Origin of the sequence: Streptomyces sp. NPDC056361 (genome assembly GCF_042262805.1) — a bacterium.
In the GTDB taxonomy this organism is placed as follows: Bacteria; Actinomycetota; Actinomycetes; order Streptomycetales; family Streptomycetaceae; genus Streptomyces.
Map to the genome: position 1 here is coordinate 100,366 of NZ_JBHJQI010000006.1, position 12,085 is coordinate 112,450.

Here is a 12,085-nt window from a genome sequence, read left to right on the forward strand (position 1 = left end):
GGGGCGCGGTGGGCTCGTTGGGCGCCGCCGTGTGCCCCCGCGGGGGGGGGGTGTTGCCGGGGGGCGTCCCGGGGGGGGCCCCCCCCGGCGGGGCGGGGGCCCTATCGGCCCGGCGCCACGTCGGCGGGGGTGCTTGCCGTCGTCACGTACTACTCGCGGTCGTCGGCGGTGGAGCGGCGGCGCAGCCCGAGGAAGAGGCCGGCGCCGAGCACGACCACCACGGCCGCGCCGATGCCGACGATCACCCCGGTGGACGAGCCGCCCTGGTCGTCCTCGGCCTGCGCGGTGGGCACGGCGGACCACCAGCTCCAGTAGCCGTCCTGCCCCCACAGGTTGCCGGCGGCCTCGGGCATGGTCGTGATGGACCGGATCTGGTCCGTGCGGTACGCCTCCAGGGCGTTCGGGTAGGCCATGACGTTCATGTACCCCGTGTCGTACAGCCGGGACTGCATCCGCTTCACCAGATCCGCCCGCTTGGCGGCGTCGTACTCCACCGCCTGCTGCGCGTAGAGCCCGTCGAACTCCTTGTCGCAGATGAAGTTGTCGGTGGCCCCGCTGTCCTTCGGCGTCGCCGGGAGCGTGCCGCAGGTGTGGATCGACAGCACGTAGTCGGGGTCGGGGTTGACCGACCAGCCGTCGAAGGCGAGGTCGTAGTCGCCCTTGACCCACGGGTCGGAGACGCTGTCCAGGCACTCGACCTTCAGCCCGACGCCGATCTTGCCCCACCACTCCTGGAGGTACTTGCCGACCGCCTTGTCGTTCGGGTCGGTGGCGTGGCAGAGGATCCGGAAGTCGAGCGGCCTGCCGTCCTTGCCGACGCGCTTGCCGTCGGCGTTCTTCCGGTACCCGGCGGCGTCGAGGACCTTCTCCGCGGCGGCCGGGTCGTACCCCCGCTTCTGCGCGGTCGGCGGCTCCCAGAAGTACGAGCCGAAGCGCGGCGGGATGTAGCCCTGGCCCTCGACGGCGTGGCCCTGGAAGACCTTGTCGACGATGGTGGTGCGGTCGACCGCGAGGAAGAGAGCCTTGCGCACGGCCGGGTCGAGGAGTGCCGGGTGGCCGTTGCCGAAGGTCTTGCCGTCCTGCGCCTTCGCGCCCGGGTTGGTCGCCAGCGCGTAGAAGCGGCGGCCGGGGGCGTCGTTGACCTTGATGTCCTTCTGGGTCTTCAGGGCGGCGGCCTGGGCGGGCGTCAGGTTCGGTACGAAGGACACCTCGCCCTTCTGCAGGGCGGCGACGGCGGCGTCCCCGTCCTTGTAGTACTTGAAGACCAGCTCGTCGAACTTGGGTGCGCCCCGCCAGAACTTCTTGTTCGGCTTGAGCTTGATGTACTGGTCGACCTTGAAGTCCGTGATGACGAACGGGCCGTTGCCCACGATGGGGAACTGCTTGTCGTTGTTGAACTTCGAGAAGTCGCCGACCTTCTCCCAGACGTGCTTCGGCACGATCGGCACGTCGAGCGCCGTCATCGTCGCCTGCGGCTTCTTCAGCCGGATCACCAGCGTCTGCGGGTCGGTGGCGGTGACCTTCGCGAAGTTGGCCGTGAAGCTGCCGTTCGCCGTGGCGGCGTTCGGGTCGGTCATCATCTTGTCGAAGGTCCAGGCCGCGTCCTCGGCGGTGACCGGCTTGCCGTCGGACCACGTCGAGTCCTTGCGGATCGTGTACGTCCACGTCAGCTTGTCCGCCGACGCCGACCAGGCCGTCGCCAGACCCGGGACCGTCCGCGCGTCCTTCGGGTCGTAGTTGGTGAGGTACTCGTACGCCAGCCGGTGGATGCTGGTGGAGGTGAGCTTCTGGGCGAGGAACGGGCTCAGCGAGTCGATGCTCTGCGAGACGGCCACCGTGAGGGTGGTGCCGCCGGACTTCTCGTCCTCCGCCCGCGCCGTCCCCGGGACGGCGGCGAGCGAGCCGGCGGCGAGGCCGGCGGCGAGCACCACCCGGAGGGCTCTGCGGGCGGAGTCGGGACGGGGTGGAACCTTCGTGACCATGACCATGGGACGTGACCTCGCGTCGGAGTTTCTGTCGTCGATCTTGGGCTGACGATGGATGAAGCGCAGGTGTATCAGCGGTGGTCTGCCGTCGTCAACGACCACTCAAACCCCGTGTGGGCTGCGGGAACGCCAAGAGGCTCCGTATCGGAGAGCCGATACGGAGCCTCATTGGTCTAATCCTGTGACGCCTTACTGCTGAGGGGCTGGCGGTGCCTGCGGAGGCGTCTCGGGGTCCGCCTGCGGGGGCAGCGGCTGACCCGGCTGAGACGGCGCCGGCTGCTGCTGCCAGGCCTGGGGAACGCCCGGCTGACCAGGCTGCTGCGGGTACGGCTGCCCGGGCTGCGGCACCTGCGCCGGATACGGCTGCCCGGGAGCGGGCTGCCCGGGTGCGTACTGCCCCGGCGGGTACTGACCCGGCATCGGCTGACCGGGCATCGCCTGACCCGGCATCGGCTGACCCGGCTGCGGGTACGCCTGCGACGGGTAGGGCTGACCCGGCTGACCAGGCTGCTGCGGGTACGGCTGCCCGGGCTGCGGCGCCTGGGGCGCGTACGGCTGACCGGGGACCGGCTGACCGGGCGGCGCGTACTGGCCGGGCATGGGCTGGCCGGACGCGTACTGACCGGGCATCGGCTGGCCCGGCATCGGCGGGGCCATGTGCGGGGGCACTGCCCCCTGGCCGTCGCCGGTCCACAGGCCCTGCGCCTGCTGCGCGCGGGCGAAGTCCTCGGCCACCATCGCCGAGAGGTGGAAGTACGCCTCCCGGGTCTTCGGCCGCATCATGTCGAGGTCGACCTCGGCGCCGGCCGAGAGGTGCTCGTCGAAGGGCACGACCACGACACCGCGGCAGCGGGTCTGGAAGTGCTGCACGATGTCCTCGACCTTGATCATCTTTCCGGTCTCGCGGACCCCCGAGATGACCGTGATGGACCGCTGCACCAGGTCCGCGTAGCCGTGTGCGGACAGCCAGTCCAGCGTCGTCGACGCGCTCGACGCGCCGTCCACCGACGGCGTCGAGATGATGATCAGCTGGTCGGCCAGGTCGAGCACCCCGCGCATGGCGCTGTACAGCAGACCCGTACCCGAGTCGGTCAGGATGATCGGGTACTGCTTGCCGAGGACGTCGATCGCCCGCCGGTAGTCCTCGTCGTTGAACGTCGTCGAGACGGCCGGGTCCACGTCGTTGGCGAGGATCTCCAGGCCGGACGGCGCCTGCGAGGTGAACCGGCGGATGTCCATGTACGAGTGGAGGTACGGGATCGCCTGCACCAGGTCGCGGATGGTCGCCCCGGTCTCGCGCCGCACCCGGCGGCCCAGGGTGCCGGCGTCCGGGTTCGCGTCGATCGCCAGGATCTTGTCCTGCCGCTCGGTCGCCAGGGTCGCCCCGAGCGCGGTCGTCGTCGTGGTCTTGCCGACACCGCCCTTGAGCGAGATGACCGCGATCCGGTAGCAGGAGAGCACCGGCGTCCGGATCAGGTCCAGCTTCCGCTGCCGCTCCGCCTCCTCCTTCTTGCCGCCCAGCTTGAAGCGGGCCGCACTGCCCGGCGTCCGGCTCGACTTCGGCTTCTGCTTGTTGTTCCGGAGCAGGCGGTCGGACGACAGCTCGACGGCCGCGTTGTACCCGAGCGGCGCTCCCGGTACGGACCGCTCCCGCTGGTCGTGCGTCACGGGCGACGGCCAGGCCGCACCCGTCCGCGGATCGACGGCCTGCTGCGGTGCCTGAGGTGCCTGAGGTGCTTGCGGCACCTGAGGCGCCCCCGGCGCCCCGGCCCCGGGCTGCGGGTACCCGTACCCACCCTGCGCCTGAGCCTGCGGCGGTACGCCCCCGCCGGCCCCGGGCTGCTGCGGATAGCCGTAACCGGCCTGCTGCGGCGGAGTCCCGGGGTGCGGGAACCCGTAACCACCCTGCGGCGGCACGTCCCCGCCCGCGGGCTGCTGCGGATAGCCGTAACCGGCCTGCTGCGGCGGTGTCCCCGGGTGCGGGAACCCGTAGCCACCCTGCGCCTCCGGCTGCGGCTGCGCCTGCGGCGGTACGGGAGCGGGCGCGGCCGCCGTGGGCGCGGCGGGCGCCGCCGGAGCCGGCCAGCCCGCGGTCGGCGGCAGCGGCGCGGCCGGTGGCACCTGCTGCCCGCCCGGACCCGGCTGCGCGGGCCACTGCTGCGCGGGCCCGGGAGCCGCCGGCTGGAACGACGGCGGCAGCGGCGGCAGCCCGGCCCCGCCCTGCGGAACGTGCGGCCCGTGCTGGCCCTGCTGGCTCTGCTGGCCGGAACCCGGGTACGCCCCGGGCACGTTGCCGTCGGCGCCCGGCGCCGCAGGGTACCCGGGCGCCGGGAACGGCCCGGGCACCACACCGTGAGCACCGGGCTGACCCGGCTGGCCAGGCTGACCCGCCTGCGGACCGGCGGCCGGGTACGGCGCCTGCCCCGCGTCGGGACCGAACCCCTGCGGTGCGGCCCCGCCCGGATAGGGCGCCTGGCCCGCACCGGGACCGAAGCCCTGCGGCGGGGGAACGTCGTGCGGCGCCACCGCCGCGTACGGCCCCGCGGCCGGAGCCGCACCGGGGCCACCAACCTGCGGCGCGGCGATCGGGTACGCCCCCGGCACACCGTCGACCGGTTCGGCGGCGGGGAACGGCGACGGAACGGCCGCCTCGGCCGCCGCCTCCGGCGCGGCCGGGCTCTCGGCACCGGGAACGCCCGGCTCGCCGGGAGCGGCGGCCGGGTCCGTCAGGGACCCGGAGTCCGCGGAGTCCCCGGAGTCCCCGGAGTCCGTGGACTCCGCGGCGGCGTCCGCCTCGACGCCGGTGGCGGTCACGGACTCGACGTCGGCGTCCGCCGCGGAGTCCGCGGGAGTCGCGGCCGCCTCGGCGTCGTTGGTGAGGCCGGTGTCGTCGGAGCCGAATCCGGAGCCCGAGGCCGAGCCGGGGGCCGAACCGGCGTCGCCGTCGACCACGCCGTCGACCACGCCGTCGACCACGCCGTCGACCACGCCGTGGGCCACCGCCTCCGCCGCGATGTCCTCATCGGCCGAGCCGGTGGCCGACTCGCCCGCCACGCCCTCCGCCGACGAGCCGTCAGCGCCGGTGCCGGCGCCCTCGGCAGCGGTCTCGGCCGGCAGCGGCGTCTCGGAGGTGAGCCGGATCGGCTCGCCGGGCTCCGGCGCGGTGGTGATCGGGACGGGTCCCGTACCGGCGGGCACGCCCGTACCGTCGGATTCGCCGGCGGAGGTCTCGCCCGCGCGCTCGGCCATCTCGCGCTTCAGCGCGGCGGGGGAGAAGCGCATGGTCGCGCCGCTCTCGACCTCTCCGCCACCGAAGGGCGCGGCGGGCGCGCCCCCGTGCGGCCCGACAGCGGGAGCGACGGGAGCGACGGGCGCGGCCGGAGCGGGCACGACCGGCGGTGCGGCGACCGGCGGTGCGGCGGGAGGCGGCACGGCGACCGGCGGTGCCGCCGGGGCCTGGTTCCAGCCGGGTTCGAAGCCGCTGCCCGCCGGAAGCCCGGGGACGGGGACGCCGGGGACGGGAGGGAGTCCGGGCACCGGGACCGGCGTACCGCTCGGGGGCGGGGGAGTGGCGCCGCCCGTCCCCGTACCGCCCGACGCGTTCTGCGTGTACCAGGCGGGCGGGGTGTAGTCGATGGTGAACTCACCCGTCATCTCGGCGGCATCCGCGTCGGACTGATCGTCGGCGGGCGGATTCCAACCCCCGTGGACCTCGTCGCGATCGCCGTTCACTTTGCCTCCTGGTGTGGTCGAGCACCCTTGTGCCGTGGTGGGCGGGGCCCGTCCAGCCTAATCGGCGCGGGCATCCGCCGGGCAGGCCCGACGGGCGCTCGCCGCAGGTCTCCACGGCCCGTCCACGCCCCCGAGTGACCCGATTGCGCCGCAGAGTGAGAACCCCCACCGTTCAAAACAATGTCAAAACGTTGCAAAAACGGACGTATTCGAGCGACTTCGTTTCCCCTCGTCGCCGCTCAGTCCATGCGGCGCGCGCCGCCCAACAATCCGGTCTCGGCGTCCGTCGCCTGCGTCATCACGAACTGGCGGTCGTTCTGGGTGCACCAGAGGGTCACCCCGTCCGCGAGCGTGGACAGCGCCTCGTACTCGTGACGGGGAAGGCTCATGATCCGGCCGATCTGCGCCGCCTCGTCCGGGGACACCCGCTGGACCCCGACGAGCGAGGACTTCTCCAGGAGCCGGGGCGCGACGGGGCTCAGATAGGGGAGCAGCGTCACCACCGACTGCCAGGGCGCCGACACCACACGGCCGCGCGGGGGACGCATGCCGCAGTCCCGGACCACGACCACCGGACTGCCGGCCGACGCGCCCTGCGGCGGCACCCGGCCGACGTCGTGCAGCGCGATGCACGGCTGCCCGCCGCCGGCGGCCTGCGCGAGGGCCGTCCACGCCTGCGCGCGGCCGGTCTCGACGGCCACCCGGGCCCCCGTCGCGGCGGCCCGCAGCGCGAGGACCTGCGCGGTCCACAGACCGCCGATGAGGGTGACGTCGTACGGCACGGGCCGGTTGATGCCGAGCACGGCGGGCCGGTTCTCGGCGTCCACACCGATCACCATGCCGTCGTCGCCGACCGGCAGGGCCAGCGCGTCCAGCTGCTCCAGGGGAACGGAATGCCGGTCGCGGCGCGGCCCGACGAGCCCGAAACCGAACCGGGGCCGCGTCCCCCGGCCCGTACGCGGGGAAGCGGAGGCGCCGGAGCCGGGCTGCGCGCCGAACGGGCCGGACGCGCCGGCACCGGGCTGCGTACCGAAGGAGGCGGTGGACATCAGCGCGCACCCCCCAGCGGCAGCGTCGCGAGCATGCCCGGCACCTGTTCCCGGTCGAGACGCACCAGACCCGTCCTCACCCCGCGCGCCGCGCGCTCCAGTTCGTGCCGCGCGGCCACGAGCTCCTCGTCACTGCGCCCGGTGATCCGCACGTGCCCGGTCACGGTCACCTCCTGCCGGTCCCCGCCGCTCAGCGTCAGACTGAACGTCGTCGCGAGCGCGGGCAGCGACGTCAGCAGCGCCACCAGCTGCGGCATCGACGCTCCCGCGCCACCGCTCCGGCCGCCCAACTGGGGCCAGCGCCCCACCCAGTACGTCGTGTGCCGCCGGTCGTCCACCCGCCAGGTCCGCGCGGTCTCCTGCGTGCGCCGCGTCAGCGCCTGGCCCCGGCCCGCCTGCGCGATGGCCATCGGGCTCGCGCAGGTCGAGGTGGCGAGGGCCGACGTGAGCTCCTGCTCGGTGAGCACGTCCGCCCGGAAGCTGGCGCCCGCCAGCCGGCTCGCCAGCTGGTCGGCCGCCCGCACCACGCACTTCTGCGCGCCCGTCATGCCGCCGCCGCGCGCGGCGACCGCCTCCGGGCACAGTTCCGGGTCGAGCTTGAGGGCGATCCAGGTGATCCGCACCGCGGGCGAACCCGTCTGCGCCTGGAGCGGACCGTAGTTGCGCGCCGCCATCGACTGCGGGGGCAGGTGCGGCGCGGGCGCCGGCTGGGTGTGCTGCACGATCTGCGCCGACTCCAGCCGGATGCCGTCCACCACGAGGACGTCCCGGACGAGTCCGACGGGCAGCGGTCGCGCCGCGCGGTCCGGGCGCAGCGCCGTGCCGTCCGACTCGACCCGCAGGACGGCGGTGAGGAAGGTGCCGTCGCCGATCATCCCGACCGGACGGCGGTCGCGGTCGCTGTACGCGTAGGTCCGCAGCGCCGGATCGCACTCCACGACCGGCGCCAGCCCCGGCTCGGTGCCGGCCGGCACCGTGAAGGAGGCGGCCCGGCGCGACCGGGCGCGCAGCGCGAGGAAGGTGCCGAGCCACTCCGGCAGGGACCGCCGGTGCCTGCGCACCAGGGCCAGGAGGACGAGCACGACGGCGACCACGCCCGCGGGCACGAGCAGCATCGGCTCCACGACCCAGGCGACGGCGAGCAACGCGGCCGCCACCTCGATCAGTACGAGCTGTTGCAATCGGAACGACCCGAAGTGTCCGGGACGTGCCTGGAGCCTCGGCGAGACCGAGGAGGCGGGTCCGGTGGACGGGGGCGCGGAGGCGGTGGCCGCGGCGGGCCGCGTCCGCGTCGCGGAAGCCATGATGGAGAATCCCCCTCAATTCGTCCCGATCACCCTGGCCCGCCAGGGCTTTGGCGGCCGGATCACCCTACCCGCCCCACGAACCCCACGGGACAGCAGGCATAGTAGGGGTCCGGTCCGACAGCCGGGGCCCGGTCGCCACCTCTCCGATCCCCGCGCGAAGACTGCGCCTGACGAGAATGGGGACTCATGGCATCGCGCCGGGACGAGCTCAACGCGTACACCTTTGCGAAGAAGCGCACGGTGGCGGCATTCCTCCAACCCTCGCCCTCCGGCACGGAGGAGGGGGCGCCGAAGCCGCTGCGCGCCATCGCCCCCGGCCTGATCGTCGCCGCCCTCGTCGTCGCCGGGTTCGGCGCCTGGGGCATGTTCAGCCCGAGCGCGCCCAAGGGCTGGGACACCCCCGGCACCCGGGTCATCGTCGGCAAGCAGTCGACGACCCGGTACGTCGTGCTGCAGACCGGCAAGGGCAAGGACGCGAAGACCCTGCTCCACCCCGTCCTCAACCTCGCCTCGGCCCGACTCCTGCTCAACCCCGACCAGTTCCAGGTCGTCCAGGTCGACGACAAGACGCTCGACCTCGGCAAGCCGCCGCGCGGCCCCATCCTGGGCATCCCCTACGCCCCCGACCGGCTGCCCGCCGAGAACGACGCGGGCGTCCCCAAGCGCTGGGCCGTCTGCGAACAGCCCGGCGGCGGCAAGGGCGCCAGCGTCCAGAAGGCGACCTTCCTCTTCGCCAAGCGCGACCAGGAACGCACCGAGGGGAAGGGGCAGCTGAAGGACGGGCAGGTCCTCTACGTCCAGGGGCAGACGGGGAAGGCCCGCTTCTTCGTCGACCACACCGGCACCAAGTACCCGTTGAAGGCCGACTCCACCGGACTGCTCACCGTCCTCGTCGGGCTCAACAAGGAACCGCAGCCCGTCACCGACGACTGGCTCGCCACCCTGAAGACCGGCGACGAGATCGACTTCCCGCACGTCGAGGGCGAGGTCGGCGCCCCCGCCGGCGTCCCCGGCGGCGGCCTGACCGCGACCGAGAACCGGGTCGGCATGGTCCTCCTCGCCCAGACCGGCTCGGGCCCCCAGAACTACCTCGTACTGCCCGGCAAGGTCCGGCCCGTCAGCGCCTTCACCGCCTGGCTCCTCATCAGCGCCCCGCAGACCCGCTCCCTCGACATGCGCGGCAAGCCGTCCGCCGTCAACGCCTCCGACTTCGAACCGGACTCCACCGTCTTCCAGCCGCGCGCGCACTGGCCGGCGAAGCGGTCCGAGCTGGCCAACGAGGTCACCGGCGCCGCGGGCGGCCGGGACACCGTCTGCAGCGTCCTCACCGGCGTCGACGAGGCCGGCAACACCACCCTCACCACCTGGGCCGGTCCCGAGTACCCCGCCGACATCACCGCCGGCGGCACCAGCACGTACGTCACCCCGGGCACCGGCCTGCTCTACACCCAGATCCAGGGGAAGCAGAAGACGCCCGGCGGCTCGCTCTTCCTCGTCACCGACACCGGACTGCGGTACGCGGTCCAGGCCAACGGCGACAGCGACTCCGCCCGCTCCGAGATCGGCGCCGGCGAGCAGAAGCAGACCGACGGACGCCCGGAACCCAGCGACGCCCAGAAGCGTCTCGGGTACGAGAAGGTCAAGCCGGCCCTCGTCCCGATCGAATGGTCGGAGTTCCTGTCGAAGGGGCCGCGGCTCGACACCAACAGCGCGCGTCAGCCGCAGGGTTCCTGAGGGGGTGGCACCGGTGACGACGACGTACCGCACGGCGGCGCTGCTCGCCGCGGGCACCCTCACCGCGCTGCTCGCGGCGCCCGCCGCGTCCGCCGCGCCCCGCCACGACGGCCCCGGCCTCGACGGTAGCGGCGAGTGCACCTTCCCCATGAAGAAGCAGATCGAGGGCACCCCCTGGCCGCTCCAGCGGGTCCTCCTCGACGAGCTGTGGCAGGACACCAAGGGCAAGGGCGTCCGGGTCGCGGTCATCGACACCGGCGTCGACGACGTCAACCCGCAGCTGAGCGACGCCGTCGACGCCAAGGCGGGCAAGGACTACCTCACGCCCGACAAGGAGAACCCCGGCTTCGGCGACGAGAAGCGCGGCAAGACCGACGGCACCGTCGACGACGTCGGCCACGGCACCAAGGTCGCCGGCATCATCGCCGCCCGCCCCCGCAAGGGCACCGGATTCGTCGGCCTCGCCCCCGAGGCGATCGTCATCCCGATCCGGCAGAACGACGAGAAGAACAGCGGCAAGTCCGACACCATGGCCAAGGCGATCGACCACGCCGTCGCCAAGGGCGCGAAGGTCATCAACATCTCGCAGGACACCACCCAGCCGCTGAGCCCCGACTCCCCGATGGGCAAGGCCGTCGCCCGGGCGATCGGCGCGGACGTCGTCGTCGTCGCCTCCGCGGGCAACGACGGCATCGACGGCAACCGCAAGAAAACCTACCCCGCCGCCTTCCCCGGGGTCCTCGCCGTCGCCTCCTCCGACCGGAACAACGAGCGCGCCGCGTTCTCCCAGGCCGGCACCTTCGTGGGCGTCGCCGCCCCCGGCGTCGACATCGTCTCCACGGTCCCCGGCGGCGGCCAGTGCGTCGACAACGGCACCAGCTTCTCCGCCCCGTACGTCGCCGGCGTCGCCGTCCTGCTCCGCGCGAAGTACCCGAAGTGGAGCGCGGCCCAGATCGTCGCCCGGATCGAGCAGACCGCCGTCCGTTCCGTCAACGGACGTGACGACTACGTCGGTTGGGGCGTCGTCGACCCCGTACGGGCACTCGCCGACGCCGGCCCCGGGGTGCCGCCGGCCTCGCCCACGCCCGACCCGGGCCCGCCCGGGCCGCCGGCGCCCGAGGCGGCCCGTCTGACGCTGTCGGAGACGCCCCAGGAGCGCTCCGAACGGCTCGCCACCTATGCGTTGGGGATGGGCGGCGTCCTGGTGGCCGTGGTCGCCGGAACGGCCGTCGTGATCCGCGACAGCCGCCGCGGAAAGGGGGTCCGATGAGCCGCCTCACGGCCAAGTATCCGGACCTTCCTTTGCAGTTGGAACTGTCGCCGTCAATGGCTACAGTGACCGCTGGGGGCACGGCAGTGCGAACCCAGCACGGGGGCGGCATCAGAAGATTCCCGTCCGCATCACGACCGGATGGCCCGACGGCCCGGCCGTCGACGCCGCCGAAGGAAGAAGGGGCAAGATGTCGAAAGACCTGAACGTAACCAGTGCCGAACAAGTCAAGCTCGCCGGCCGGATCCAGGACTTCTCCGACGAGCTCCAGGCCCGCATCACCTCCCTCAACGGCGTGGTGGACCGCGTCCAGGCGGGCTGGCAGGGCGCTGCGAGCAAGGAGTACGACCGGGTCCAGAACGACCTGAACCAGCGTCTGCGCAGCATGCGCGCCGAGCTCACCAAGCTCGAGGAGATCATGCGCATGAGCGCCGACGGGTTCACGCGCGAGGAGGAGGACCGCCTGCGCTCCTTCCGCACGATGGACGGCGGCGGCTCCGGCGGCGGTGGCGGCAACCAGAGCGCCATCCTCGGCATCTGAGTCACGACAGACCAGTCCTCCGCGCCACACTCACTTCAGGAGTCAACACCATGACCACTGCGGTCAATTACGACACCGTGACGCAGGCGGCGGCCGACACCCGCCTGACGTCCAGCACCCTCACCCAGAAGCTCGACGACCTCATGGCCGAGGTCAACCGTGTCGCCTCCAACTGGGAGGGCGAGGCGAAGATCGCGTACCGCGAGAGCCAGGACCGCCTCACCCGCGACATGGCCGGCATGAACCAGGACCTGGCGCGCATCGCCCAGCTCCTCGACGAGTCGGTCGCCGGCTACCAGGACACCGACAAGGGCAACGCGGCCCGGTTCCGCATGATGTGACACCCCGCGCACACCTGAGGGGGCGGCCCGTCCGACGGGCCGCCCCCTCACGCGTACCCGCTCCGGGGCCCGACCGGGTCCTGTCGTCACCTTCCCGTCCGCGGGCGACGACGGGAAGGTGACGAC

Annotated in this window: 8 protein-coding genes; 4 read left to right on the forward strand and 4 right to left on the reverse strand. The window is 73.1% G+C overall.

The features are described from left to right. Nucleotides 1–149 precede the first annotated feature (149 nt). The 4 genes from ACFCY7_RS03555 to eccE form a co-directional block, all read right to left on the reverse strand. Entirely contained in the window at nt 150–1,982 is a 1,833-nt protein-coding gene (locus ACFCY7_RS03555; RefSeq protein WP_376480961.1) for an ABC transporter substrate-binding protein, read from the reverse strand. 192 nt (nt 1,983–2,174) lie between these two features. Further along, a complete protein-coding gene (locus tag ACFCY7_RS03560; RefSeq protein WP_376480936.1) occupies nt 2,175–5,717 on the reverse strand; it encodes an SCO5717 family growth-regulating ATPase in 3,543 nt (1,180 codons plus the stop codon). A 239-nt stretch (nt 5,718–5,956) separates the two neighbouring features. Further along, nucleotides 5,957–6,766, reverse strand: a complete 810-nt coding sequence (locus tag ACFCY7_RS03565; protein ID WP_376480938.1) for a hypothetical protein — start codon at nt 6,764–6,766, stop codon at nt 5,957–5,959. Next, nucleotides 6,766–8,070, reverse strand: coding sequence for a type VII secretion protein EccE (gene eccE, locus ACFCY7_RS03570; protein ID WP_376480940.1), 1,305 nt, complete (start codon nt 8,068–8,070; stop codon nt 6,766–6,768). The genes ACFCY7_RS03565 and eccE overlap by 1 nt, the downstream gene beginning before the upstream one ends. 189 nt (nt 8,071–8,259) lie before the next feature. Here eccE and eccB point away from each other — a divergent pair, with 189 nt between their 5' ends. From eccB to ACFCY7_RS03590, 4 genes are all read left to right on the forward strand, one after another. Continuing rightward, the gene (eccB, locus tag ACFCY7_RS03575; RefSeq protein ID WP_376480942.1) at nt 8,260–9,807 is read left to right on the forward strand and encodes a type VII secretion protein EccB; all 1,548 of its coding nucleotides are present in this window, start codon (nt 8,260–8,262) and stop codon (nt 9,805–9,807) included. Between the two features lie 13 nt (nt 9,808–9,820). Then, entirely contained in the window at nt 9,821–11,077 is a 1,257-nt protein-coding gene (gene mycP, locus ACFCY7_RS03580; RefSeq protein WP_376480944.1) for a type VII secretion-associated serine protease mycosin, read from the forward strand. A 190-nt stretch (nt 11,078–11,267) separates the two neighbouring features. Next, on the forward strand, nt 11,268–11,618 hold the full coding sequence (locus ACFCY7_RS03585) for a WXG100 family type VII secretion target (protein ID WP_376480946.1): 351 nt from the start codon (nt 11,268–11,270) through the stop codon (nt 11,616–11,618). Between the two features lie 50 nt (nt 11,619–11,668). Next, on the forward strand, nt 11,669–11,959 hold the full coding sequence (locus ACFCY7_RS03590) for a WXG100 family type VII secretion target (protein WP_017235850.1): 291 nt from the start codon (nt 11,669–11,671) through the stop codon (nt 11,957–11,959). The last annotated feature ends 126 nt before the right edge of the window (nt 11,960–12,085 follow it).